Annotated in this window: 23 protein-coding genes and 1 pseudogene; 10 read left to right on the forward strand and 14 right to left on the reverse strand. The window is 62.4% G+C overall.

Features of this window, described 5'->3' with window-relative positions; translation table 11 throughout:
- Nucleotide 1: 1 nt before the first annotated feature.
- Together LDP01_RS09595 and LDP01_RS09600 are read left to right on the forward strand one after the other, a co-directional pair.
- On the forward strand, nucleotides 2-973 hold the full coding sequence (locus tag LDP01_RS09595; RefSeq protein ID WP_224088724.1) for a nucleoside hydrolase: 972 nt from the start codon (nucleotides 2-4) through the stop codon (nucleotides 971-973).
- On the forward strand, nucleotides 960-1,985 hold the full coding sequence (locus tag LDP01_RS09600) for a LacI family DNA-binding transcriptional regulator (RefSeq protein ID WP_224088725.1): 1,026 nt from the start codon (nucleotides 960-962) through the stop codon (nucleotides 1,983-1,985). Before LDP01_RS09595 ends, LDP01_RS09600 begins: the two co-directional genes overlap by 14 nt.
- Before the next feature lie 82 nt (nucleotides 1,986-2,067).
- On the opposite strand, the gene paaZ is transcribed toward LDP01_RS09600, so the two are convergent.
- Nucleotides 2,068-4,167 carry a phenylacetic acid degradation bifunctional protein PaaZ gene (paaZ, locus tag LDP01_RS09605; protein WP_224088726.1) on the reverse strand — a complete coding sequence of 700 codons (2,100 nt, stop codon included), beginning with the start codon at nucleotides 4,165-4,167 and terminating at the stop codon, nucleotides 2,068-2,070.
- A gap of 211 nt (nucleotides 4,168-4,378) precedes the next feature.
- Entirely contained in the window at nucleotides 4,379-5,083 is a 705-nt protein-coding gene (locus LDP01_RS09610) for a tyrosine-protein phosphatase (RefSeq protein WP_224088727.1), read from the reverse strand.
- 307 nt (nucleotides 5,084-5,390) lie between these two features.
- Between LDP01_RS09610 and LDP01_RS09615 the strand changes: the two genes are divergently transcribed.
- From LDP01_RS09615 to LDP01_RS09645, 7 genes and pseudogenes are all read left to right on the forward strand, one after another.
- The gene (locus LDP01_RS09615) at nucleotides 5,391-6,413 is read left to right on the forward strand and encodes a LacI family DNA-binding transcriptional regulator (RefSeq protein WP_224088729.1); all 1,023 of its coding nucleotides are present in this window, start codon (nucleotides 5,391-5,393) and stop codon (nucleotides 6,411-6,413) included.
- Nucleotides 6,414-6,509: 96 nt separating this feature from the next.
- Nucleotides 6,510-7,748, forward strand: coding sequence for a sugar ABC transporter substrate-binding protein (locus tag LDP01_RS09620; protein WP_224088731.1), 1,239 nt, complete (start codon nucleotides 6,510-6,512; stop codon nucleotides 7,746-7,748).
- Between the two features lie 10 nt (nucleotides 7,749-7,758).
- A complete protein-coding gene (locus LDP01_RS09625; RefSeq protein ID WP_224088733.1) occupies nucleotides 7,759-8,760 on the forward strand; it encodes a carbohydrate ABC transporter permease in 1,002 nt (333 codons plus the stop codon).
- 7 nt (nucleotides 8,761-8,767) lie between these two features.
- The gene (locus LDP01_RS09630; protein WP_224088735.1) at nucleotides 8,768-9,625 is read left to right on the forward strand and encodes a carbohydrate ABC transporter permease; all 858 of its coding nucleotides are present in this window, start codon (nucleotides 8,768-8,770) and stop codon (nucleotides 9,623-9,625) included.
- A gap of 27 nt (nucleotides 9,626-9,652) precedes the next feature.
- Nucleotides 9,653-10,429 (forward strand): ThuA domain-containing protein, encoded by a 777-nt coding sequence (locus LDP01_RS09635; RefSeq protein ID WP_224088737.1) that lies wholly within the window; start codon nucleotides 9,653-9,655, stop codon nucleotides 10,427-10,429.
- Nucleotides 10,426-11,593, forward strand: a pseudogene (locus LDP01_RS09640) (Gfo/Idh/MocA family protein). Before LDP01_RS09635 ends, LDP01_RS09640 begins: the two are co-directional and overlap by 4 nt.
- Nucleotides 11,594-11,613: 20 nt before the next feature.
- Nucleotides 11,614-12,786, forward strand: a complete 1,173-nt coding sequence (locus tag LDP01_RS09645) for a Gfo/Idh/MocA family protein (protein WP_224091144.1) — start codon at nucleotides 11,614-11,616, stop codon at nucleotides 12,784-12,786.
- Between the two features lie 107 nt (nucleotides 12,787-12,893).
- Here the strand turns inward: LDP01_RS09645 and LDP01_RS09650 are convergent, their stop codons facing one another.
- From LDP01_RS09650 to LDP01_RS09685, 8 genes are all read right to left on the reverse strand, one after another.
- Entirely contained in the window at nucleotides 12,894-13,799 is a 906-nt protein-coding gene (locus LDP01_RS09650) for an SGNH/GDSL hydrolase family protein (RefSeq protein WP_224088738.1), read from the reverse strand.
- A gap of 148 nt (nucleotides 13,800-13,947) precedes the next feature.
- Nucleotides 13,948-14,376 carry a hypothetical protein gene (locus LDP01_RS09655; protein ID WP_224088739.1) on the reverse strand — a complete coding sequence of 143 codons (429 nt, stop codon included), beginning with the start codon at nucleotides 14,374-14,376 and terminating at the stop codon, nucleotides 13,948-13,950.
- A gap of 39 nt (nucleotides 14,377-14,415) precedes the next feature.
- A complete protein-coding gene (locus LDP01_RS09660) occupies nucleotides 14,416-15,012 on the reverse strand; it encodes a GNAT family N-acetyltransferase (protein WP_224088740.1) in 597 nt (198 codons plus the stop codon).
- A 27-nt stretch (nucleotides 15,013-15,039) separates the two neighbouring features.
- Nucleotides 15,040-15,903 carry a 3-hydroxyacyl-CoA dehydrogenase family protein gene (locus LDP01_RS09665; protein WP_224088741.1) on the reverse strand — a complete coding sequence of 288 codons (864 nt, stop codon included), beginning with the start codon at nucleotides 15,901-15,903 and terminating at the stop codon, nucleotides 15,040-15,042.
- The gene (locus tag LDP01_RS09670) at nucleotides 15,900-16,700 is read right to left on the reverse strand and encodes an enoyl-CoA hydratase/isomerase family protein (RefSeq protein ID WP_224088742.1); all 801 of its coding nucleotides are present in this window, start codon (nucleotides 16,698-16,700) and stop codon (nucleotides 15,900-15,902) included. The genes LDP01_RS09665 and LDP01_RS09670 overlap by 4 nt, the downstream gene beginning before the upstream one ends.
- Entirely contained in the window at nucleotides 16,701-17,927 is a 1,227-nt protein-coding gene (locus LDP01_RS09675; RefSeq protein WP_224088743.1) for a thiolase family protein, read from the reverse strand.
- Nucleotides 17,928-18,059: 132 nt separating this feature from the next.
- Nucleotides 18,060-18,716: a pentapeptide repeat-containing protein gene (locus LDP01_RS09680; RefSeq protein WP_224088744.1), complete on the reverse strand. Its 657-nt coding sequence runs from the start codon at nucleotides 18,714-18,716 to the stop codon at nucleotides 18,060-18,062.
- Nucleotides 18,716-19,174: an SRPBCC family protein gene (locus LDP01_RS09685; RefSeq protein ID WP_224088746.1), complete on the reverse strand. Its 459-nt coding sequence runs from the start codon at nucleotides 19,172-19,174 to the stop codon at nucleotides 18,716-18,718. Before LDP01_RS09685 ends, LDP01_RS09680 begins: the two co-directional genes overlap by 1 nt.
- A 107-nt stretch (nucleotides 19,175-19,281) precedes the next feature.
- Here LDP01_RS09685 and LDP01_RS09690 point away from each other — a divergent pair, with 107 nt between their 5' ends.
- A complete protein-coding gene (locus LDP01_RS09690) occupies nucleotides 19,282-20,439 on the forward strand; it encodes a S1C family serine protease (RefSeq protein WP_224088748.1) in 1,158 nt (385 codons plus the stop codon).
- A 127-nt stretch (nucleotides 20,440-20,566) separates the two neighbouring features.
- Here LDP01_RS09690 and LDP01_RS09695 read toward each other — a convergent pair whose 3' ends face one another.
- The 4 genes from LDP01_RS09695 to LDP01_RS09710 form a co-directional block, all read right to left on the reverse strand.
- Nucleotides 20,567-22,030 carry an amino acid permease gene (locus LDP01_RS09695; protein ID WP_224088750.1) on the reverse strand — a complete coding sequence of 488 codons (1,464 nt, stop codon included), beginning with the start codon at nucleotides 22,028-22,030 and terminating at the stop codon, nucleotides 20,567-20,569.
- Nucleotides 22,031-22,308: 278 nt separating this feature from the next.
- Complete coding sequence (locus tag LDP01_RS09700; RefSeq protein WP_224088752.1) at nucleotides 22,309-22,617, reverse strand: Rieske (2Fe-2S) protein; 309 nt, start codon at nucleotides 22,615-22,617, stop codon at nucleotides 22,309-22,311.
- Complete coding sequence (nirB, locus tag LDP01_RS09705; protein ID WP_224088754.1) at nucleotides 22,614-25,082, reverse strand: nitrite reductase large subunit NirB; 2,469 nt, start codon at nucleotides 25,080-25,082, stop codon at nucleotides 22,614-22,616. Before nirB ends, LDP01_RS09700 begins: the two co-directional genes overlap by 4 nt.
- Nucleotides 25,082-25,429, reverse strand: coding sequence for a molybdopterin oxidoreductase (locus LDP01_RS09710; RefSeq protein WP_224088755.1), 348 nt, complete (start codon nucleotides 25,427-25,429; stop codon nucleotides 25,082-25,084). The genes nirB and LDP01_RS09710 overlap by 1 nt, the downstream gene beginning before the upstream one ends.
- Nucleotides 25,430-25,530 lie beyond the last annotated feature (101 nt).

The following is a 25,530-nucleotide window of genomic DNA, read 5'->3' on the forward strand; positions in this document are numbered from 1 at the left end:
CATGGGACAACTGATTCTTGATGTGGACACAGGGGTGGACGACGCTCTCGCCCTCATGTTCGCTGCCCGCCACCCTGACTGGAACCTGCGCGCCGTCACCTGCGTTGCTGGTAACACCAGTCTGGAAGGAGTAGTCCGAAACACGTTGACGGTCCTGGACGCTGTCGGCGCCACGGGTGTCCCGGTGGCCGCCGGCGCTGCCCGGCCCCTGCTCGAGGAACCCCGGGACGCCGGCCACGTCCATGGCGGGGACGGGCTGGCCGATCTTGGCTGGGAACCGTCAGCCAGAAAGCCCGAGGCGATTCACGCCGTCGAACTTTTGCGGCGCGAGATCCTCTCCAGTCCTGAGCCTGTCACTTTGGTGCCCCTCGCCCCGATGACGAACATCGCCCTGCTGCTGCGGGCCTACCCGGAAGTTGCGGCGAACATCGGGAAGATCGTTTTCATGGGTGGATCGGCGTCAGTGGGCAACGCGTCGCCCGTGGCCGAGTTCAACGTGTGGCACGATCCCGAGGCAGCCCAGATCGTCATCAGCAGTGGCTTGCCAATCACCATGTACGGACTGGACGTGTTCTATTCCGTGGCGATCGAGGCACCCGACATTGAGCTGCTGAGGGAATCCGACGACGCCGGATGCCGGCTCAGCGGTCATCTTCTGACTCATCTGGCGAAGGTTAATGCGGATGACTTCCGGCTGACGTCGCCCGGTTCGGCAGGCATTGGTGACGCCGGGGCCGTCTGTGCCGTGATCGATCCGGAAGGCCTTGTGACCCATCGCCATCGGGTTGAAGTCAGCCTCTCAAACCCCTTGACCCGGGGGCAGACCGTCGTCGACCGCCGGACAAAGGCCTCCGAGACCACGCTGCCACACGGCTACCTAAGCCGCGACAGCATCGACGTCGCCCTCGGTGTCGACGGACGTCGCTACGCGGCGCTGTTTCTCGATACCATCAGATCCCATGACGGTAAGTAGCGCGGCACCAGCAACCATGCTCGATGTGGCGCGGGCGGCCGGCGTCTCCCGCGCCACAGTTTCGCGTGTTTTTACCGCCCCATCGACTGTTGCGGAGGAGACGCGCACCAAGGTGATGGACGCCGTCGCCCAGCTGAACTATGTGCTGAACAGCGCGGCCCGCAGCCTGCGCAGTGGACGTTCCAACACCATCGCACTGCTGGTGGGCGATATCGCCCAGCCCTTCCACAGCCAGCTGGCAAAGGCCGTTGCCCATGCCGCAGAAGGACGCGGTTACAGCGTCCTTCTCTGCGACCTTGACCACAGCATCACCCGCCTTGAGCGGCTCCTGGAATCCCTGCCTTTGCAGGGTGTTGACGGTGTCATTTTGGCAACAGGTGACGACATCGATACGGCCGCTGTACGTGCCGCCATTGAGGAGGCCGAGGACCGTGGTACGAAGGTTCTGCTTGGCACTCCGCAGCTTGCCGGGACGGGTGCGCTGGTCCTGACCACGGATTACGAATCCGTTGCCTACCAAGCCACCAAGCATTTGCTGGACCAAGGGCGTTGGCCCGTGGCGCTGCTCGGCGGGAGCGAATCGTCCGTGCTGTCGCCGTTCCTGACCCTTGGCTTTCTCCGTGCCTGCACCGAGGCGGGGCATGAAGATGCAGAGGACTTCATTGTCCGCACCGAGTACAGCACCGACGCGGCCCGCGGCGCCACGCAGCGCTTACTTTCCGGCCCCGACAACCCGGAAGGCATCGTGGCGTCCAGTGTTTCCGTGGCTTTGGGGGCAATGTCCGCATTGGCCGACGCTGGATTGGCCACGCCCGGGCGAATCGGCCTTGTTGCGTGCGAGGAAGTCCAGTTGGCCGAGCAATTGCGGCCAAGGCTCACGACGGTCGGCACCAAGCTCAACCTTCAGGGCGCTGCCATGGCTGACGCCTTGATCGATGCAATTCAAGGCCTGCCCCCGAAAGAACACGACTTCGCGCCCGGGTTGACTCTCCGGGAATCAAGCGCCGGTTAAACTGCAACGCGGGGTCACTTAGGGCCCATGTTGGCTGTCAACATGGGCCCTAAGTGACCCCGCGTTGCTTTTAAAGGTGGGGTTACTTCTCCACGAGGGTCAGGACGTCGTACGTGGCTACGATCTCGTCGTTCTGGTTGGTCAGCACGGCATCCCAGGCAACCTCGCCATATTCGTCGGTCTCGCGTGGCGTGATCTTCTTGGCGGTCAACGTGACGCGGATGGAGTCGCCAGCTGCAACCGGCGTGATGAAGCGCAGATTCTCCAAGCCGTAGTTGGCCAGCACAGGACCCGGCGCGGGCTCAACGAACAGACCGGCAGCCCAGCTCAGGAGCAGGTACCCGTGGGCAACAATTCCGGGGAAGAAGGGATTGGCCTCGGCTGCTTCCTGGTTGGTGTGCGCGTAGAACGTATCGCCCGTGGAGTTGGCGAAGGCCGTGATGTCCTCGAGGGTCACCTGGCGCAGATCGGAGCGAACGGCGTCGCCGATCCTCAGCGTCGAGAGGTGCTTCCGGAAAGGGTGCTCGCCTTCGGTTTCCACGGTGAAGTTGCGGTCAGCGCCGGTGTGCCACTGGCCGGTGACGGCGGTGAGCATGTTCGGCGAGCCCTGGATGGCGGTGCGCTGCATGTGGTGCAGGACCGAGCGGATACCGCCCAATTCCTCGCCACCACCTGCGCGGCCGGGACCACCGTGAACCAGGTGCGGGACCGGGGAACCGTGACCGGTGGACGAGCGCGCGTCTTCACGGTTGAGCATGTGAACGCGGCCGTGGTGCGCTGCGATGCCGAGCACCAGCTCCTGCGCCACGGAAGGATCGTTGGTGCACACGGAAGCCACCAGTGAACCCGAACCGCGGGCTGCCAGGCGGATGGCATCAGCAAGATCCGAGTATCCGATTACCGAGGACACAGGGCCAAACGCTTCAAGGGAGTGGACTTCTTCGGCTTCCGCGTCTGCCCAGTTAAGGAGTACAGGAGACATGAACGCGCCGTCTTCCACGACGCCCACCTTGCCGCCGACGGAGGTGACCGACGGCGAATCGAGCGTTCCGTACGCAAGCTCACCACCGGCGTCGAGCATTGACTGAACGGCCGCGCGGACGTCGGCGAGCTGCTCCAGCGAAGCCAGGGCGCCCATGGTGACGCCCTCGGCGCGGGGGTCGCCAACGACGACACGCTCGTTGATGCGTGCACCAATGGCGGCGGAGACGTCGGAAATCAGCTCCTTCGGAACGATCACGCGGCGGATGGCGGTGCACTTCTGGCCGGCTTTGACGGTCATTTCGGTGACGACAGCCCGGACAAATGCCTCGAATTCCGGTGTGCCTGGAACGGCGTCGGGGCCGAGGATGGCGGCGTTGAGCGAGTCCGTCTCGGAGGTGAAGCGGACACCACCCTGGACCACGTTATGGTGCGATTTCAGTGAGTTGGCCGTGGACGCCGAGCCCGTAAAGGAGACGAGGTCGCGGTAATCCAGTTCGTCCAGGATGGTCCGGGCGGAGCCGGAAATCAGCTGAAGGGATCCCGCGGGCAGGATGCCGGACTCGACGATCGCCTTGACGGCAGCGGCTGCAACGTAGCCCGTGGGCGTGGCCGGCTTGACGATGGTGGGAACACCGGCCAGGAAGGCGGGCGCGAACTTCTCCAGCATGCCCCAGACCGGGAAATTGAAGGCGTTGATCTGCACCGCGACACCAGGAATACGGGTGTAAATGTGCTCACCGGCGAATGAACCGTCCTTGGACAGCACCTCCATCGGCCCATCCACCACAACCTGCGAATTGGGCAGTTCGCGGCGACCCTTGGACCCAAAAGTGAAGAGAACGCCGATGCCGCCGTCAATGTCGATCATGTTGTCGATCTTTGTGGCGCCGGACTGGGACGAGGACTCGTACAGCTCTTCGCGCCGGCCGTTGAGGTACATGGCAAGTTCTTTGAGCTTGAGCGCACGCTGGTGGAAGGTCAGCTTTCCAAGTTCGGCCTGGCCGGTGGTGCGGCCGTGATGTACGACGGCGGCAAAGTCCAGTCCATCGGTACTGACGTTGGCCAGGACTTCTCCGGTGCTGGCATCACGGACCGGGACGGTTTTTGCGTCGGGAGCGGGAGTCCACCAAGCATCCTGGACATAGCTGGGGACGGTTGCAACGGCTGTGGTTTCCGGGGCGACTGCGGTAGTGGTCATCGTCGACGGGTCCTTCCAAGGCACGTGAAATCGGCTCGGTCATTGGGTCTGCGGGAGCGCGAACATTACTGACCGGCCGTTCGGTAATATATACAGGGTACATGAATGCCCGGAGGAGTACAGCAGGAATTTCATCGTTCTCTCACACACCGCACGTTTTGGGCCATCGTTCTCTCACATACCGCACGATTCGGGCCATCGTTCTCCCACATCACTGCAGCTTGACGCGGATCGCCGCCAGTTCTGCATCGGTGACCCCATTCCCCCTCAGAAACGATTCGACTTCCAGCGAACCCAAGAAGGCCCTCACGCCAGCCCGCTTCTGCTCCAACCAGGCCTCAAACTCCTCGTCTGAAAGGTAGGGATCGTGCGCATGCGGTGCCCCGTGGGTTCGGTGCCGCTCATTGATCCCCCGCGCCGCAAGTTCATAGCCGCGCAGGATTTCGTCATCACCAATACCGGCCAAACGTTGCAGCATGAGTGCGATCACCCCGCTGCGGTCCCTGCCCGCCGAGCAGTGAATCACGACCTTGCCAGGCGCGGCCGCGATGGCTTTGAAGACGGCCGCAATCTTCCCGGCAAACAGCCCCACATACTCGCCGTACTGCGCCGGGTCCTTCAGGTACGGGCCGAAGAGCTCGCCAAAATCGCTATGGTCCGGGTCCTCCGTGGGGCAATGCACGACGTCGATTCGAGCCTTCACGTCGTACGGCACCTCGGGATCGGTGTCGCGTTGCCGCCGCTCGCCCGAGGCGCGCAAATCGATGACAGTGCGGATGCCGTCGTCGTACATTTGGCGCCATCCAGCTTCCGTAACCCACTCGTGGCGACCCATCCTGTACACGTCCCCCGCGATCCGCCAGGCGTTCACGGCGCCATCCCAGTGGACGCCTAACTGCGGTGCTGTCCCGTCCATAGGAGCCAGCTAAGCACATTCGTCCGCGGCGATGTGACAGAACATCCGCCGAAAGGCGTGAGGAAATGAGAGAACATCCGGTGAAAGGGCGGTGGATGTGAGAGAGGGACGGAATGTGGGTATTGCGCGGGGCGAGTGACTCATGTCATACTCGTTCTCGATGCGCATCGACGATACGTATCGACGACACGAACAACAAAGCACGCACACGAACAACAGAGCGCGCAACACCAGCAACACAGAGCACCACAGAGCAGCACAGAACCACACGCAGACCGTTCAGCAGAGAGCGCAAGGAGGCCGGGACATGCCCACCAGCAAGGACGTTGCCCAGGCCGCCGGCGTTGCACAGAGCACGGTTTCCTATGTTCTTAGCGGCAAGCGGCCCATCTCCGAGAAAACGCGGAAAAAGGTGGAGGACGCCATCCAGCAGCTGACCTACCAGCCAAATGCAGGAGCCCGCGCACTTGCCAGCCGCAGGACCCGCGTAATCGGCCTCGTTATCCCTTTCATCCCCGAGTTGCACATGGCATCGATCATGGAGTTCGTCTCCGTGATCGCCAACACCGCCCGCCTCTTTGACCACGACATCCTGCTGGTCACTGAGGATGAGGGCGCACCCGGGCTGCAGCGTGTGGTGGGCCAGCAGATCTGCGACGGCCTGATCCTGATGCAGGTGGAAGGCGACGACGAACGTCTCCCGGTGGTCCGCAGCCTCCACGTTCCCGTGGTGCTGATCGGCATCCCGCATGATCCCTCCGGTTTGGTTTGCATTGATGCCGACTTTGAAATGGCCGGAGAACAGTGCGTCCAGGACCTCGCTGCGGCAGGCCATGAAGTCATCTCCGTCCTTGACTGGCAGCCGGAAGTAGTCGACCGCCACGTGAACTACGTTGAGAGGTTCATGTCCGGCACCGACAAAGCCGCCCAAAGCCTGGGCGTCAAAGTGCTTCACCTCCCTGGCGGAACTGATCGCGAAGCGATCGCAGAATCCGTGGACAAAGCCTTGGCGGAGACCACCGGAGTACCTGCGTTTATCGCTCCGGACGGCACCGTTCAGGACGTTCTTCGACGGGTCCTGACCAGCCGCGGCCTGACTCCTGGCACGGATGTGTCCGTCATCGGCAGCGCTTCCCCCACCTTGGCTGAGCTTCAGCCCGTCCCCCTTTCCACCATTGACCTCCGCCCGGCCGAAGTATCCCGCCGTGCGGTGAAGATTATTTGCGATCTCCTCGAAACCGAAAACCAGGGACCAACCGAATCCCTGGAATTGGTACCCACGGTCATTACGCACCGTGCCAGCACGCTGCGTCCACCCCACGGCAGCTAAACCCTCTCAAAGCACCCTGTACTACAGTTTCCGAATTCATCGATACGCATCGTCGATACGCATCGATAACTCAACCCCCAGAAAAAGGAACAGACAATGAAGTCAGCACAAAGGACAGCCCGTCGTCCTCTTGCCCTCGCCGTCGCTGCATTGGTCGGCCTCCCCTTGGCCCTCTCAGCCTGCGGGACCTCCACTGCAGCTTCGTCGTCGGAGGCCGTCACCGAAATTTCCGTGATGGACTACTACAACAACGAGCCCGACAAGTCCTTCATCGGTGACGCCCTTACCAAGTGCGGCACCCAGGCAGGTGTCACCATCAAGCGGGAGACCGTTCCGGGCAAGTCCCTGATCTCCAAGGTGCTCCAGCAGTCCTCCTCCAAGACGCTGCCGGACGTGCTCATGCTGGATAATCCGGATCTCCAGCAGATTGCCGCCACCGGCGCCTTGGCTCCCTTGGCAGACTTCAAGATCAGCACTGACAACTTCGCCGAGGGTGTCCTGAGTGCAGGTACCTACAAGGACAAGGTGTACGGGCTGGCTCCCACCGTGAACACCATTGCCTTGTTCTACAACAAGGACATCCTGGACAAGGCCGGCGTCACCCCGCCCACCACCTGGGATGAGCTGAAGGCAGCAAGCGCGAAGCTCACTGCGGGCGACCAGTACGGGCTCGCGTTCAATGCCAACCCCACGTATGAAGGCACCTGGCAGTTCCTCCCGGTCATGTGGTCCAACGGCGGCGACGAAAAGAAGATCGACACCAAGGAGACCGAGCAAGCACTGCAGCTCTGGACCGACCTGGTCAAGAGCGGCTCCGTCTCTTCCTCCGCCCTCAACTGGACCCAGGCCGATGTCAAGGACCAGTTCATGGCCGGCAAAGCAGCCATGATGGTCAACGGCCCATGGCAGATTCCGGCCCTGGATAAGCAGCCCACTCTGCAGTACGGCGTGGTCAAGATCCCCGTCCGTGAAGCCGGCCAGACGTCCGTTGCCCCGCTGGGTGGCGAGGTGTGGACGGTCCCCCAGACCGGTAACAAGGCACGCCAGGCCAAGGCTGCGGAAGTGGTTGCCTGCCTGAACAGCGACGAGAACCAGATGGCCATGGCCAAGGTCCGCAACACCATTCCTTCCAAGACCACGCTGGCGGATAAGTTCGCCACCGAAAACCCGAAGCTTGCTACGTTCACGGAGCTGATCAAGACGGCCCGGGCCCGCACCGGCGAGCTCGGTACAGAATGGCCCGCCCAGGCAACCAAGATCTACACCGCAATCCAGACTGCCCTGACCGGTAACGCCTCCCCGGCTGATGCCCTCAAGCAAGCGCAAGGCCAGTAAGCGGCGAGCCATGTCATTGACAACAGATTTGTCGCAAACAGCGGCACGTTCCACCGGAAAGGCCAAGGCAAAGAGCGGCCGCCCGGCAGGCTCGCCTACAGAAGCGCAGAAACCACGACGCCGGACCCGCCAACGTCGCGAGCGCATCTTCCAGTGGCTCTTCCTGGTCCCTGCCGTGGTCTACATGGCGCTGTTCTTTGGCTACCCGGTGGTCAAGAACGTCGTCATGAGTTTCCAGGACTACACCACGGCGACCTTCTTCACCGGAGAAGCCCCATGGGTAGGGTTGGCCAACTACGTAACTGTGTTGTCGTCGTCGTTGTTTTCCACCTCGCTGCTGAACACCGCACTGTTCACGATAGGTTCCATCCTGGGGCAGTTCGTGATCGGGCTGGCGTTGGCGATCTTCTTCCAACGTAAGTTCCCGCTCAACGGCATCCTGCGGTCGCTGCTTCTGCTGCCGTGGCTCCTTCCCTTGATCGTTTCCAGTGCCGTGTGGCGTTGGATCCTGGACAAGGACAGCGGCGCACTCAACCGTTTCCTGGGCGATCTGGGCATCGTCGATACCGGCGTTCCGTGGCTGACCAGTACCTCGTTGGCTTTGATCGCTGTGGTGGGGGTGAACATCTGGATTGGCATCCCGTTCAACCTGACCATCCTCTACGGCGGCCTGCAGGAGATCCCGAACGAGCTGTACGAGGCCGGGTCACTTGATGGCGCCACGGGTTGGAAGGCGTTCCGGCATATCACGTGGCCAATGCTCCGGCCGGTAGTGAGTGTGGTGCTGGTTCTCGGCGTCGTGTACACCCTCAAGGTGCTGGACATCATCCTGGGCCTGACCAACGGTGGCCCGGCGAACTCGACCCAGACCATCGCCACCCAGTCCTACGATCTCTCCTTCCACGAATTCAAATTCGGCGAAGGCGCGGCCCTGGGCAACGTGCTGGTCATCATTTCCCTGGTCTTCGCGGTCCTGTACCTGCGGGCAAGCCGACGCGCTGTGGATGAGTGAGGAAACCATGACAACCGTACTGAAGGCACCCACGCTCCGGCCCACCAGATCAAAAGCAACAGGACGCAAGAACTGGGGCTACACGGCGCTTGCTATCTTCTTCCTGGCCATCATGCTGTTCCCGGTCTACTGGATGGTCAACGCCTCCCTGCAGCCCAACGGCACCACCTTGGAAACCTCGTGGTTGCCCTTGAAGCCCGACTTCACCGGCTACGCCACAGCCATCAATGAGCAAGCCGGGAACCTCGGCACGAGCCTGGTCATCTCTCTGGGCAGCGTGGCATTGAGCCTGGCAATCGCAGCCCCGGCAGCCTACGCACTGGCCTACTTCAAGGTGCGCGGCGCAGGCGTTGTCCTCTTCGCCATCCTGATCAGCCAGATGATCCCGGGCATCGTAGTGGCCAACGCCCTTTACACGGCGTACAACGACCTCGGACTGCTCAACTCCATTCCGGGCCTGATCCTCGCGGACTCGGCACACGGAATCCCGTTCGCCATCCTCATCATCCGGGCGTTCATGAACGGCATGCCGGCATCCGTGATTGAGGCCGCGCGGGTGGACGGGGCGGGGCACGTCCGGGCGTTCTGGTCGATCGTGATTCCGCTGAGCCGGAACTCGCTGATCACCGCAGGACTCTTTACGTTCCTGTTCGCTTGGAGCGACTTCCTCTTCGCATTGACCCTCACCACCACGGAAGCGGTCCGTCCGGTCACCCTGGGCATCTTCCAGTACATCGGCGCCTACGTGAACGACTGGAGTTCAGTGATGGCGACGGCGGTACTCGCCTCCATCCCGGCCATCGTCCTGTTGGTCGCGGCCCAAAAATACATCGCCGCAGGCACCACCGGCGGCGCGGTCAAGTAGACCGTCACTCATCAGAAGGAAAGAACCATGCCTGAAACAAGCAAGCCCATCCGCGTCACCGTCTGGAGCGAAAACCGGCACGAGAAGCGGGACGAACTCGTGGCACGCCTCTATCCCGAGGGAATGCACGGCGCAGTCAAGGCGGGCATCGAGGAGAACCTGGGTTCCGCCGTCGAGGTCCGGACCGCCACTCTGGACGAACCCGAGCACGGCCTCACCGAGGAAGTCCTCGCCAATACCGACGTCCTCACCTGGTGGGGCCACATGTCCCATGCAGACGTTGACGACGAGATCGTGGAACGCGTCCACCGCCAGGTCCTCGCGGGCATGGGCCTGATTGTGCTCCATTCGGGGCACTGGTCAAAGATCTTCACCAAGCTCATGGGCACCACCTGCACCCTGCGCTGGCGCTCGGAACATGATCGCGAGCTCGTGTGGACAGTGGACCCGACCCACCCCATCGCCAAGGGCGTGCCGCACCCCATCGTCATCCCTGAGCAGGAAATGTACGGCGAATTCTTCGATATCCCTACGCCCGAGGAGCTGGTGTTCATCAGCTCCTTCAGCGGAGGCGAAGTCTTCCGTTCCGGCTGCACGTTCCGGCGTGGACACGGCAAGATCTTCTTCTTCAGCCCCGGCGACCAGGACTACCCCGTATACCACCACAAAGACATCCGCCGCGTCATCGCCAACGCCGTGGAATGGGCCGTCACCGACCGTCCCGAGCGCGCCGTCCCGGAGCTGCTCAGGTATGAAACCAACGACTTCTTCAACGGCAAGAGCTACCAAGGAGCCAACGCGTGAGCACGCCTTTCGCCACAATCCCCGACGACGGCACTCCCCTTCGCGTCGTCGTGGTCGGTGCCGGAGGCATGGGCCGCGCCTGGCTTCGAACCGTTGAGGCGTCACCGTTGGTGGAGCTCGTGGGCATCGTGGATCTGGACCTTGCCACGGCCTCAGAAGCGGCAGCCTCTCTGGGCCGTCCCGACCTTCCGGTAGGTGCCGGCACGGCGGCGCTGGCGTCCGACGTCGGAGCCCAAGCGGTCATCAACGTCACCGTTCCAGTCGCGCATCATCCGGTCACGACCGAGGCACTCGCTGCGGGCCTGCCGGTCCTTGGCGAAAAGCCCGTGGCCTCGACGGTGGCCCAAGGGCTGTCGTTGGCAGCAGCTGCTGAACTTCACGGCCAGCTGTTCATGGTCAGCCAGTCACGGCGCTACAACCGGCAGCTGTTTGAAGCCAAGCGGCTGTCCGGGTCTCTCGGCCCTGTTGGCATTGTTTCTGCCGAATTCTTCAAGGCGCCGCATTTTGGCGGCTTCCGCGATGCCATGGACCACCCACTGTTGCTGGACATGGCCATCCACCAGTTCGACATGGCCCGGTTCCTGCTCGACGCCGATCCCGTCTCTGTTTTCTGCGAGGAGTACAACCCCTCCTGGAGTTGGTACCGCGGTGATGCCGGGGCCACGGCCCGTCTTCGAAATGACCGGCGGGGAGCGCTTCGTGTTCAACGGAAGCTGGTGCAGCCCCGGTCAGGAAACCTCGTGGAACGCCTCATGGCGGATCAGCGGCGAGCACGGCACGGTCTTGTGGGACGGAGACAACGAACCTGTTTCCTCGACGCCTGTTCCTCCGGGGCCCGGTGCTTCCGATCCGGGCCAGGAAATCGCTGGCTCGCTGCGCGACTTCGTATCTGCAGTCCGCACTGGAAGCACTCCAATGGGCCAGGTGCACCAGAACATCATGAGCCTGGCCATGGTGGAGGCTGCCATTCTGAGTGCCTCGTCCGGGGCCCGGGTTTCCGTGGATGCGCTGCTTGAGAACTCGTACCAGCAGGCCCTCCTTGCCGAACGGGACCCCGCCGTGTTGGAGGTCTTGAAGTCCTGGACATCGGTTCGCAGTGCTCTTGCGGGAGGCAGTTCGCTTGCCGGAGACAGCGCACTTGCGGGGGAAGGCGTTCGACTGTGACGCGGAAGCTGCGGGTAGGCATGGTGGGCTACTCCTTCATGGGCGCGGCCCACTCGCATGCGTGGCGAACCGCGCCCCGCTTCTTCGATCTCCCACTTGCGCCCGAGCTGACGGCGCTGGCTGGCAGGAATGCTGCCGGTGTTCAGGCAGCCGCGGACAAGTTCGGTTGGGATTCCGTAGAGACCGATTGGCGTCGCCTGATTGAGCGCGATGACATCGACCTGATCGATATCTGTTCCCCCGGAAACACGCACGCCGAGATTGCGATTGCTGCCTTGGAAGCGGGCAAACACGTGCTGTGCGAGAAGCCCTTGGCCAACAGTGTTGTGGAGGCCGAAAAGATGACCGCTGTCGCATCCTCGGCCGCCGAGCGGGGCGTGTACTCGATGTGCGGTTTCACGTATCGGCGAACTCCTGCACTGGCCCTGGCAAAGCGGATGGTGGACGACGGCCGGCTGGGCGAGCTCCGGCACGTCAGGGCCCAGTATCTCCAGGACTGGTTGTCGGACGCAGACGCCCCTCTAACGTGGCGCCTGGACAAGTCAAAGTCCGGCTCCGGTTCACTGGGTGATATCGGTGCGCACAGTATCGACGCTGCCCAGTGGATCACCGGGTCCAGCATCACCGGGGTTTCGGCCCTCATGGAGACGTTCGTGAAGGAACGGCCGATCGGCGGGGACCTCGTAGGGCTCGGTGGGCATGGCGGTACCGACGGTCCGCGCGGGCCAGTAACTGTGGACGACGCAACGATCTTCACCGCCCGTTTCCAGGCAAAGACATCCGGGGCCGGAAAGACATCCGACGCCGGCCCGATCGGCGTGTTCGAGGCGACGCGGTTTGCCCTGGGACGGAAGAACGCCATGCGGCTGGAACTCAATGGCACGCTCGGCTCGTTGGCTTTCGACTTCGAGGACATGAACTCGCTGTCCTTCTACGATGCCTCCGAGGAGGACGCCGGTTTCCGGCGGATCATCGTGACGGAACCATCCCACCCCTACGTCGGAAACTGGTGGCCCACAGGGCACGGCCTGGGCTACGAGCACGGATTCACGCATCAGGTGGTGGACCTCGTGAATGCCATCGGCGCTGGCGAGCACCCCTCGCCGTCGTTCTCTGATGCCTTGCAGGTACAGAAAGTGCTGGCAGCGGTTGAGGCCAGCGCCGGGGCTGGGAGCCGTTGGCACAAGGTTTGAGCGTGCGGGCTTCCTGCCTGCCTGAACGCTGCCTGCCTGAACGCTGCGAACCCGCTGTTTCGTTATTGGGCAACAACGAAACAGCGGGTTCGCAACGTGTTAGTGGTTTAGCGTTTGGCGAGCTGAGTTAGCTTCACCGCGGAGAGCAGTGCTGATGCGTAAGCCTGATATCCGGCGTCGTTCGGATGGAAGTTTGCATCCAAAAACGGCTGCGTGAGATCCAGGACGATCCAGGGATTGTCTGAGTTGACCGCGTGCCCGATGAATCGCTTTGTCACATCGATGAACACGGCGTTGGTTCCGCTGTCTTCCACAGCCGCTGCAATGGTCGCGTTGAGGGCATCAATAGCTTGATTCACGAGTATTTGGTTCTGGACGGGAACAATTGTGATCCCATTGATCACAATGTCGCCCTGCGACGGATCAAACAGGCGAGGGTAGCCCAGAACAGCGATGACAGCGTCCGGTGCCGCCAGCTGGATGGCCTGGTATGTTGCCTCGAGCTGGGCCTGAAGGATACCAAGCTGCAGGTTTTGAATGATGCCTTGAACTGTGGCTGCGCAAAGCTGTGTATCCGGTGTAGAGCAGGCCTGCAAGGCAAGCAAACTGCCGGCATCCACGGCACCAGCTGTGATGCTGACCAGATCAGCGCCCGCCAAGGCCTGCTGCCCGGCAAGGATCTGTTCCCCAACAGTCGGTGTAAAGAAGTCGTAGAACGGGCTGCTCTGGCTCAGGACAGCGCCATGACACGCAAGATTGGCCACCAAGGTGACCTTTGGCGAGGCGTCCACAAGGTCGGCGTAACCACCGGGGCTTTGCCAACAAGCAACGGGCGGCCTGCTCAAGTCCCCCGCTCCCGTCCCCGCCGTGTACGAATCGCCGAGTGCCACATACGTGATGGGTGCCGGCGGTGCGGCGGTCGCCGGACTGGCCGTGAATCCTAACGTGAGTGCAAGGGCGGCCAATCCGCCTGCAAAAGCCAAGTGCCGGCGTCGTGCTCGATGAGTTGCCATGGTGTTTCCCCTTCATGCTGCTCTTTGGGGCTCCGGTGGTCCGTCAAAAGGGATCACTTCGCGGCTCGCCCACCCGTCGGCCGCGTACGGGGCAATGTGTTGGCCAGATTACGCCCGCCAGGCAATGCGGTACAGACCCATCGCCAAGCTATTTTTGGGCTTTCACTTTCCGGCGGTAAAGGATGTTTCCAACCAGGGAGATTGTGCCGCCGATAAGCAGCGCGACCCCTATCAAGGGCAAAAGCGCTACAGCCTTCTTGGATGGTCCTTCCAAAGGAATCTCAAGCGTTCCGGTGATGTCATCAGGGTGGTAGGTGACATCGATGGATTCGCCGATCCCGTAGGCGCAGGGCTCGGCGCTGGTTCCTGGAGGAGTCCGGTACGTGGCGCCATCGATCACGACGTCGGCTATAGGCTCGCAGAGGCCTTTTGTACTGATCTTTTGGTCAACCACGATTCCGTGCCCGGCCACCGTGCCCTCGCGCGGCGGTGCGTTATGGAAGAGGAGCAGCCATAGAATTCCAAGAACGATTGCAATAACAGCCGCGCGAAGACTGAACCGTGGCTTGCGGGGCATGTCCTGATCTGCCGGTAAGAGCGTCATATCGCTGGCCAACTACGCGCTGTACCTGGCCAGCCTGAACTCCAAGCCGTTCCGCACGGCGGGCCATTCGTGTTCCAGGATGGAGAACACCACGGTGTCGCGAAGCACCCCGTCCTTGGTGCGCGAGTGGTTCCGCAACACACCGTCCTGCTTGGCGCCGAGGCGGGCGATCGCGTCGCGGGATTGGTGGTTGAGCCAGTGCGTCCGGAATTCGACGGCGGGGCAGCCCAGGGTTTCAAAGGCATGCTGAAGAAGCAGCAGCTTGGAGTCGGGGTTGGTGCCTGTTCCGTGGACGGACGCTGCGTTCCAGGTGGAGCCGATCTCGACGCGCGGAGTGGCGGCATCGATGTTCATGAACGTCGTCATTCCGATGACCTTGCCCGTCCTGTTGAGCCTGGTGGCGAAGGGCACCATGGAACCTTGGGTTTGCAGGCCCAGCCTCCGCTCAATCTCCGCAGCCATATCGTCCGGCGTGGGTACGGAGGTGTACCAGAGCTTCCAGAGTTCGCCGTCCTTGGCTGCCTCCACAAGGTCGTCGTGGTGATCTGGCCGCAAGGGTTCCAGGGTCACGAATTTGCCGGCCAAGGTGATGGGTTCAATCGAGGTCACCCGGCTAGCCTAACCGGTACGCGATGGTCAGTCGTTCCAGTCGAAGAAGCCCTTGCCTGTTTTGCGGCCAAGCTCCCCACGGGCGACTTTGTCCCGCAGGATCTGCGGCGGAGCGAAGCGGTCACCCAGCGTGGAATACAGGTACTCCGCGATGCCCAGACGAACATCGAGACCCACGATGTCGGTGGTCTTGAGCGGCCCGGTGGGGTGTTTGTACCCCAGGACCATCGCGGCGTCGATGTCCTCCGCGGATGCCACACCCTCCTCAACCATGCGCATAGCCTCCAAGGCAATAGCGACGCCCAGCCTTGAGGAGGCAAAGCCGGGCGCGTCATTAACGACGACGGCGGTCTTGCCGAGTGCCTCGGTCCAGTTTTTCGCCGCTTGGGCGAGTTCGGGCGAGGTCTCTTTGGCCAGCACCACTTCGATGAGGGTGGAGGCAGGCACCGGGTTAAAGAAGTGCAGCCCGATGAAGTTGGCTGGCCTGCGGAGTTCATTCGCCAAGTCCGTCACGGACAACGACGACGTGTTTGAGGCAAGGAATGCATCTGCGGAAAGGCGGTCCTCCACCGCTTTCAACGCGGCGACCTTGAGATCGTAATCCTCGGGCACGGCTTCTACCACCAGGCCGCAGTGGATGAAGGATTCGTAGTCCGTCGACGTGCTGAACCTGGCCAAGGCTTCTTCCGGGGTTTCGCCCAGGGTGCCACGGGCCGCGGACTTGGCCACTGCGTCTGCTACCCGGCCTTGCGCTCCGGCGGCTGCCTCATGATCCCTCTCCACGACGATCACGGTGGCCCCCTTGGTCAGGAACGCATGCGCGATTCCCGCACCCATCCGGCCACCGCCAAGGACTCCAACAACGTGGGGAATCGCGGGTACTGCTGTCATTTCTGGATCCTGTCGTCGTTGGCAGCGGAGTTGGCAGAGTTGCTTCTGTCCTTCTTGTCCAGGAAAGCCTGCATCCTGTCGAATTTGGCCTGGGATTCGAAGAGAATCCCCTGGGCAAGGGTGTCGATCAGAGGGTGCGCTTCCGCAGGAGCGTGGAATACCGACTTGGTAATGCGGACCGCAAGAGGATCCTGGCGGCCGATCCTGTCAGCCAGATTGTGCGCGGCCTCCATGAGCTCAGGGGCCTCGTGAATCTCAGTGATCAAACTGATGCGCAGGGCTTCCTCGGCCCTCAACACGGCGCCGGCGAGGAGGATTTCCTTGGCTTTCGGCTCGCCCACGAGCTCCTTGAGCCGCCAACTGGCGCCGGCTGCGGCAAGGATTCCCAGTCCTGTTTCGGGGTTGCCTATCCGCACACTTGGGGTTCCGATGCGGAAATCTGCCGCATAGGCAAGCTCCGCACCCCCGCCCAGGCAATAGCCGTCCAAAGCTGCGATGACGGGCATGGGCAGCTTGGCGATGCGCATGAAGATGGTTGAGTTGATCCCCCGCAGTGCGTCATCCCGCCGGCGTTCCCGGAGTTGTCCAATGTCCGCGCCCGAGGCGAAGACGCCGTCCGTGCCCGCGATGATCAGGACCTTGGGGTTGCGCTCCAGTTCGGCACAGACGAGGTGAAGCTCGTCCACCATGGTCTGGTCTATCGCATTGCGTACTTCGGGACGGTTGAGAAGGACAGTGAGCCTGTCGTCACGTTCCTCGAGAAGAAGGGTGCTGAAGTCTTCCTGGTTCAGTGCCATTTACACGCCTTCCAGCAGCATTGCCGTGCCCTGGCCCACGCCGATGCACATCGTGGCAAGGCCAAGCTTCGGTCCATTGTTGCTGGCAAGCTCCCGCTCCATGCGGCCCAGAAGGGTAATGGCCAGACGTGACCCGCTGGAACCCAGCGGGTGCCCCAAACTGATGGCACCGCCGTCGTTATTGACGATTTCCGGGTCCAGCCCCAGGCGCCGCATGCTGGCAAGGGACTGGGTGGCAAAAGCTTCGTTGAGTTCCACTGCGCCGAGCTGGTCCACGGTGAGGCCGGTGCGGGCAAGGACCTTCTGCGTTGCCGGGACAGGACCGATGCCCATGATTTCCGGTTCGCAGCCCGCCGAAGCGCCATCGATGATGCGGGCGCGGGGCGTCAAGCCGAACTTCTTGATGGCTGCCTCGGAGGCGACGATGATCGCAGAGGCGCCGTCATTGAGGCTGGACGAGTTGCCCGCAGTGACGACGGAGCCACCGGGGACTACTGGCCGAAGCCCGGCCAGGACATCCATGGTGGTGCCTTCGCGAGGACCCTCATCAGTGTCCACCACGGTCTCGGACTTGCGGGTCTTGACGGTGACCGGAACGATCTCTTCCTTGAACCGGCCGCCTGCAATGGCCGCCAAAGCGAGTTCGTGCGAGCGGACAGCGAAAGCGTCTGCGTCCTCGCGGGAGATGTTGTCCACACGGCCCACTTCCTCAGCTGTTTCAGGCATGGAGTAGGTCATCTTGCCGTCACGGGAGAGCTCGCCCTTGGTGAAAAGCGGGTTGACGAACCGCCAACCGATGGACGTATCGAAGATCTGGCCGGGCTTGGCGAATGCAGTGGTGGGCTTCTCCTGGACCCAGGGTGCCCGACTCATGGATTCGACGCCACCGGCCACCACGATGTCCGCGGCGCCGGACTTGATCATCTGGCTCGCCATGATGATGGCGCTCAGGCCGGAGGCACAGAGACGGTTCACGGTGATGCCCGGAATGTGGAGGGGAAGTCCGGCCAGGAGGGTTGCCATGCGGGCCACGTTGCGGTTTTCCTCGCCAGCGCCGTTGGCGTTGCCGAGGATTACCTCATCAATGGAGTCAGGATCGACGCCGGCACGCGCCACTGCCTCACGGACCACCAGCGCGGCGAGGTCGTCAGGACGGACGGAGGACAATGCCCCGCCGTAACGACCAACCGGCGTCCGTGCGCCGCCAACAAGAAAAGCCTCGACCATGAGAACATCCTTCGCGAAGTGAAAGGGACCGGCCCGGGAATAATATACCGACCGTTCGTTCTATAAAGATTACACGGCCTGCCGTCCGGGTCAACAGATGAAGCCACTTCCCCTAACCGGAACGGCATCGCCTCAGACCACCCGGATGCCCAAATGGCCGGCCAGCAACGGGGCCATGAGACTCAACTGGTAATCGTCAATAACAACGCCGGCAAGCCCGGCCAACCCGTTGATACCCCGGAACTCCGAACTCCGCAGGTCCACGTCCTTGAGCTTGGCGCCGGTTACATCCAGGGTGCCGATGGTGCAATTCTTCAGCGATAGCCGTGTACCCGTGCAGCCGCCCAGATCGAGCTCGTTGATGATGCAATCTGAAATCTGGACGTCCATCAGCTTGGAGCCGCGCAGGTTCACGTAGTCCAGCTTGCCGCCCTCGATCCGTACCGAACGCCACGTGCCTTCGTACAGCTCGGCTGATCCCCACCTCGGATTGCTGATCTCCACGTCCTGCCACGAAGACCGCGCCGCGGTGAAGACTGGCGCATACGGCTCGGCAAGGATGCATTCCCGGAACGTGGCGCCGCGCAACTGGGCCTCGTTGAACGAGACTCCTGTGAACTCACACTCAATGAAGTCGGCACCGCTCAGTTCCTCCCCATCGGCGGACACCCGGGTAAACCTGATGCCGTCATACCGTTCGCCACGCTGGAAGTCCGGGGCGTCGTCGTCGCGCAGTTCTTCCAGGCGCACCGGGGAGATCTTGGGGGCTGCCACTTTTGCAGCCGCCATTAGAGGGATTCCGCCTTTGCAGCGATCTCGGCAAGGTCCTTGCTGAGGGCCTTTCGCGTAATGCTCATGCCGATCTTCCCGAACAAGGCCATGGCGACCTTGCTCCCGAGCGTGGGTTTGAGGACCTCGGCGCCGAATGTCAGCGTAAGGTCAGTTCCGCCGTCGCGCTCCGCCAGATTGAAGCGGGTGGTGTAGTCGGCGCCGCCCTGGAGTGCTTTGACTGTGGTGCTGCGGGGTGGGTCAGCCCGGGACACCCACATCTCCACGGTTTCCTGCCTGCCCATCATGGTCCGCGTTTCCTTCCAGCGGGTGCCCTCCCCATAAGGACCCTCACTGAGCATCTGGATTGCGTTGATGCCCGAAAGGGTGCCGGCCGAGCCCGGAATGTCCGAGAGGACCGCCCAAACTTTCTCCGGGGTGGCGTTTATGTGCTGCGTCAGGGTGGTGGTGTGATCCATACATCGAGCCTAGACCCGGGCACTGACAGTCCCAACTGGCGGGGGAACAAGGGCGGGATTAGCCTTAAAAAGCATCCATAGAGCCCGGTGATGAAGGGGACTCTTCAATGAACCATCGGCCAGCTTCAGCCAAGCGCACTGCGTCCCGTCCCGTCGAACTCCTCGCGGCAGCAGCTGTCCTAGCCTCCGTGGTTTCAGGCTGCACAGCTTCTGGGCCGAGCCCGCAGGGACCGTCGACTTCACAGTTCCCTGGCGCGACCGGCAGCCCACCCGGCGGACAAACCGCCGGGCAATCCGCAGGAGAATCCGCCGGACAATCCGCCGGACAATCCGGTCAAGGGGACAGCAACCCGGCCCCTCAGCAGGGTGCCGCGGACATCCCTGACATCATCAGCAATGTCCAGCCGTCGGTGGCTACCATCTTCACGGACGGCGGTTTGGGCAGTGGAGTCGTATATTCGCAGGATGGCCTGATCCTGACCAATGAACATGTGGTGCGCGGCAACCGCGATGTTGAGGTTGGCTTTGCTGACGGCCAGCGGGTGGCTGGCACCGTGCGGGCCACCGACGCCATCACTGATCTTGCCCTCGTGGAAGCAAAACGGACAGGTTTGCCGGCCGCGAAATTCCAAACCTCCCTGCCCCGGATCGGCGAGCTGGCGATCGTCATAGGCTCGCCGCTGGGATTCGAAAATACGGCGACGGCGGGCATCATCTCCGGCCTCCACCGCCAGATCCCGGGTTCGGCGTCCAGCAGCCAGTCCCTGGTGGACCTCATCCAGACCGACGCCGCGATCAGCCCCGGCAACTCAGGCGGAGCCGTAGTGAACAGCCGGGGCGAAGTGACCGGCATCAGCGAAGCCTACATTCCGCCGCAGTCAGGTGCGGTCGCCCTGGGCTTTGCCATCCCCGCTGCCACCGCCGTGAAAGTGGCTGACCAGCTGAAGGAGGATGGCACAGCCGATCACGCCTTCATTGGTTTGGGACCGGGGGATATCACTCAACAGATCGCCGACCGGCTGGGCCTGCCTGACACCCACGGGGCGCTGGCCCTTTCGGTGCAGGATGGCGGGCCGGCCGCCAAAGCCGGCATCCAGCCAGGGGACGTACTCGTCAAGCTCGATGGCAAGGACCTGGCAACCCCCGAGGATCTCCTCGCAGCCTTGAGAACCAAAAGTCCCGGGCAGAACGTGACGGTGGAATTCCGCAGGGGATCAGAAACGCAGGAAGTAAAGGTCCAACTGGCCGAACGCCCGTCCTCGTAGCCGAGACGCGGCGGGGCCTGCCCTGCGCCCCTACTCGTCACATAGAACGCAGACCATGCCCCACAACGCGAACGGCGGGTGCCCCCGGAAAGGAGGCACCCGCCGTCGAGCGTTTATGAGCCAAGCGTTAACTGAACAGTTCGCTCTTGGGCTCGTTGTTCTTGACCTTCTGCCAGCCAAGCCACAGGACGAGGGCGAAGAACGGGATGGTCGCCAAGGTCCACAGACCCAGGAGGAAGACCTCGCCGGTTGCCTTATCGGTCATGGTGTCGAAGCCGATCAGTACGGTGATGGCCAGCAACGCAACGAGGCCCAGCCAGCTGGTCCACGGCGAACCGGGCATCGGCAGGCTGGAGACGTTGCCGCGCTTCTTCCGCAGGGCAATCTGGCTCGCGAAGATGGAACCCCAGGTGAAGATCACACCGATGGAGGCCGTGTTCAGCGCGAGGTCGAACGCGTGCGAGCCACCCAGCCAGATGTTGAGCAGGATACCCACCAGGTACACACCGCCGATGGCCAGGATGGCCGCGTACGGCACGTGGCGGGATGACATTTTGGTGAGCCACTGGGGTGCGTGGCCGTTGTTGGCCATGGTCCGGAAGATGCGGCCGATCGAGTACAGGCCCGAGTTGCAGGAGGACAGCGCGGCGGTGATGACGATCATGTTCATGACGTCGCCCATCCAGCCAAGGCCCATCTGGCCGAACACGGTGACGAACGGCGAGGTGCCGGCCTTGTACTGGTCCGACGGCAGCAGCATCGCAAGCAGCATCACGGAACCGACGTAGAAGACAATAATGCGGATCACGACGGCGCGGATCGCCTTGGGAACTTCGCGTTCCGGGTTCTCCATCTCACCAGCGGTAATACCAACGAGTTCGATTGCGTTGTAGGCGAAGATCACGGCGTTGAGGACCAGGATCATGACCAGGCCGCCCTTGGGGAACATGCCACCGTCTTCGTGGAACAGGTTGCCCACCGAGGCATGGCCGTTGCCCACCTGGGCGTTGGTGACAACCATGAAGGTGCCAACGGCCAGGAAGATCAGGATGGCTGCGACCTTGAGGCACGAGGCCCAGAATTCGAACTCGCCGAAGGCCTTGACGCTGAACAGGTTCACGGCCACCAGCAGCACCAGCGCTGCAATGGCGGACAGTTCAACGGGAACGTTGGGGAAGAAGAACTGGAAGTACAGCCCGATTGCGATGAGCTCGGCAATGCCTGTCATGGCCCAGTTGATGAAGTACATCCAACCTGAAAGGAAGGCGCCCTTCTTGCCGAACATTTCACCGGCGTAGCTCACGAACGAGCCGGACGTCTGGCGGTACATGATGAGTTCGCCAAGGGCACGCATCAGCAGGTAAGCGATGACGCCGGCAATGGCGTAGGAGAAAATCAGGGCCGGGCCGGTGGAGGCCAGGCGGCCACCGGCGCCCATGAACAGGCCGACGCCGATTGCGCCGCCCATGGCGATCATGGTGACGTGGCGCCGGCTCAGGGTCTTCTGGTAACCCTCGGCGCTGAGGGTGGAGCCGACGGCGGTGGATGGGGCCGTGGGGTTCTGGAGATCTGTGGGGGTACTTTGCGGCACAGCTGTTCCTTGTGGGTTGGGGTATTGCTGTAGGTGTTTACGCCTATGCCGGAACATGGGCGTCTTGGCCACACAAAATTCGAGCTTTCCCCGTTGGAGGACGTCGAAGTGTGACAAAGAACGCAGAACGCCGAAGGTTCGCGCAACCCGTCTATCTTACGGGATTAATGGGAATGCCCGTGACGCAGGCAACAGCACCCGTCCTGGACACAGCAACGCGGGGTCACTTACGGCCCATGTTTCCCCCCGGAATGGGCCGTAAGTGACCCCGCGTTGCTTTAGGAGATCAGCACGATATTCCGGCTCTCATCTGCGAAGACTTCGTACGTCCGCAGGGGCTTGGCTCCCGTGGTGGAACACCCGGTTTCCAGCTCAAACGAGTGCTGGTGGAGCGGGCACATCACCACGCGCTGGTCGATGGTTCCGTCGGCAAGGGGGCCGCCCTTATGTGGGCACACTGCCGACACAGCCCGCAAGGTCCCGTCCCGTAGCCGGAAGACCGCAACCTGCTCGCCGTCGATCCCGAACGCCCGGCCTTCGCCGAACGGAATTTGGTCCACCGGCCCTACGACGTGTGGAATCTTCATCGGACCGGCACCTGCGGCAGGACTGTGAGCGGCAACGAGGTCCGGAATTGGCCAGGCGTGAGTGGATCATCGCGCTCACTCCACGGATCCACGTAGTTCTCCACGGACTCCTGCATCGCCTCATCCAGGCGGGAAGCGATGCCCTCGGAGTCGTCCAGGATGACGCTGCGGATGCGGTCGATCCCCACCCGGGGAACAAACGCATACGTCCGTTCCAGCCAGTTCGCGTTCTCCCGGTAGTACTGCATGAACCGACCCGCCAGCAGTGTGACTTCCTCCGGAGTATCCACCGTGACCAACAGATCGCCCTTGCGGATGTGGGCGCCGGCCGCTCCCCCAACATAGATTTCCCAGCGGCCTCCTTCCACCGCAACGACGCCTACGTCCTTGACCAAGGACTCCGCGCAGTTCCGCGGACATCCGGAGACTGCGAGTTTCAGTTTTGCCGGCGACTCAATTCCCTGGAAGCGGGATTCCAGCGAGATGCCCAAACCTGTGGAATCACCCGTGCCAAAGCGGCAATAATCCTTCCCCACACAGGTCTTCACGGTGCGGAAACTCTTGCCGTAGGCGTAGCCGGAGGGCATGTCCAGATCGGCCCAAACCTGCGGAAGGTCTTCCTTGGGAACGCCCAGAAGGTCGATCCTTTGCCCACCGGTCAGCTTGATCATGGGAATGTTGTGCTTCTCCGCGACGTCGGCAATCGTGCGGAGCTGTTGCACGGACGTCACGCCTCCCTTCATCTGCGGAACCACGGAGAACGTGCCGTCGCGCTGGATATTCGCATGCACGCGGTCGTTGATGAAGCGGGCGTCGCGCTCGTCGATGTATTGCTCTGGCAGCATCATCTTCAGGAGCGAGGCAAGGCCCACTTTGGATTTGGCATCTTCAGCGCTTCCGGGAGCCAGCGCAGCAAACACCTGGGAAACCGAGCGCAGACCAAGCTCCCGGATCCGGGACATCAACGCGGCTTTGTCCAGGGGAATGCCGGGAACGTAGTAGCTCGCAGCCGGGTCATCTTCTACGGCACCGTCGGCCGCCCACTCCACCACCTGTGTGACCAGCAGCTTGCAGGAACCACAGCCCTTGCCGGCCCGGGTAGCGTCCATGGCTGCCGGTACCGAACGGCAACCACCCTGCACCGCGGCAACAAGCGTTCCTTTGGAAACCCCATTGCAGTTGCAGACCTGTGCCGAATCCGCCAGCTCGGAAACGCCTTCCTCTTCACCCGGCGAGCCGAGATCGAACATCAGCGAAAGCCGTTCCTCGGGCAGCGGCAGGCCCTGGTCAAAAGCCTGGGTCAAGTAGGCAACCTTGCGGCTGTCCCCAAGGAGGGTAGCGCCCACCATCTTGTTGTCCCGGATCACGATCGACTTGAACACGCCCCGGCTCGGTTCCGAAAAAACAATGTGCTCATCCGTGTCCCGTTCCGGGCCCGCCAGGCCCATGGAAGCGACGTCGACGCCGGCCACCTTCAGTTTGGTGGCGGTCCTGGAACCCAGATAGACCGAGGAACGATCCACACCGGTGACCTGGTCCGCCAGAACAGCGGCCTGCTCCCACAAGGGCGCTACGAGCCCATAAACCTCGCCCCGGTGTTGAACGCACTCCCCCACGGCATAGATGTCCTCTTCGTCCATGACGCGCAGGTGGTCATCCACCACGATGGCCCGTTCCACGGCCAAACCACTCACGACCGCGACATCCACGTTGGGCCGGATGCCGGCAGTCACAACCACCATGTCGCAGTCCAGCTCAGTGTCATCACGCAGCCGCACGCCGGTGATCCGGTCCTTGCCCAGTACCGCGGTGGTCCGGCTTCCTGTATGGACCTCGATGCCCAGCGCCTGGACGCTTCGCCGCAGTATTGCGCCGCCGTCGGGCCCTAATTGCGCGTTCATGAGGTGGCCACCGGAGTGGACCACCGCCACGTCAAGGCCGTACGCCTGCAATCCCCGGGCAGCCTCAAGCCCCAGCAATCCCCCGCCAATCACCACAGCCCGGCGGTGATGCTCGTGCTGGGCAAACTGGACCATCTTGCGGGTGTCGTCCATGGTCCGGAACGTGAAGACCCCGTGGCGCACCGATCCGCTGGGCGTGTAGAGGCCATCCATCGGGGGAAGGAACGAGTGGCTTCCGGTGGCAATGATCAGGACATCGTAGGGAACCACCCTGCCATCGGCCGCAAAGACGTGTTTGCTGTACTTATCTATGCGCTCCACCCGGACCCCTGCGTGCAAGGTGATGTTGTTTTCCTGGTACCACGGCAGGGCGTTGAGGAAAATGTCGGCATCGCTTTCCTCGCCGGACAGCACGTGGCTGAGCATGATGCGGTTGTAGTTTCCGTACGGTTCGTCGCCGAAAATGGTGATGTCGAACGCGTCCCCGCCGCCGCGCGCCAGGATCTCCTCCACCGCACGTGCACCGGCCATGCCGTTGCCGATGACCACCAGCTGCCTGGTCATCAGTGCTCCACCATGCCCAGGTCCACCACCACGGAACCGCGGACGCCGGCCGGCGCGGCGATGTACAACTCGATCATCGAGCCGCCCTCGATATCTTCCACGACCCGCAACGGGACGTGCACATCGCCTTTGGCCCCGATGGGGAAATACCGCATCGGCACGCCGTCGCGCATAAGGACAACCGCGATGAGTTCGGAGCTGGTGTTGCCGCCGCGGAAGTAGAGCGTCTGGTTCACGACGCCGTCCGGGACAAAGTGCGCGAGCTCGCTGTGGAGGGGAACCGGCTTTTCCATACCGATGCCGTCAAACGGGAATATGCCTTGGAGGAAGAGGTTCTTGGAAATCACGGAAAGATCCTTTCGGCCGGCTTCCTTCCATGGTGCTCCGCCGTTGTTTCAGGACGCTCGATGCCGTGTTTCCATATGCAGGACAGGGCGTAACGATCCCT

Origin of the sequence: Arthrobacter sp. StoSoilB13, from assembly GCF_019977255.1 — a bacterium.
In the GTDB taxonomy this organism is placed as follows: domain Bacteria; phylum Actinomycetota; class Actinomycetes; order Actinomycetales; family Micrococcaceae; genus Arthrobacter.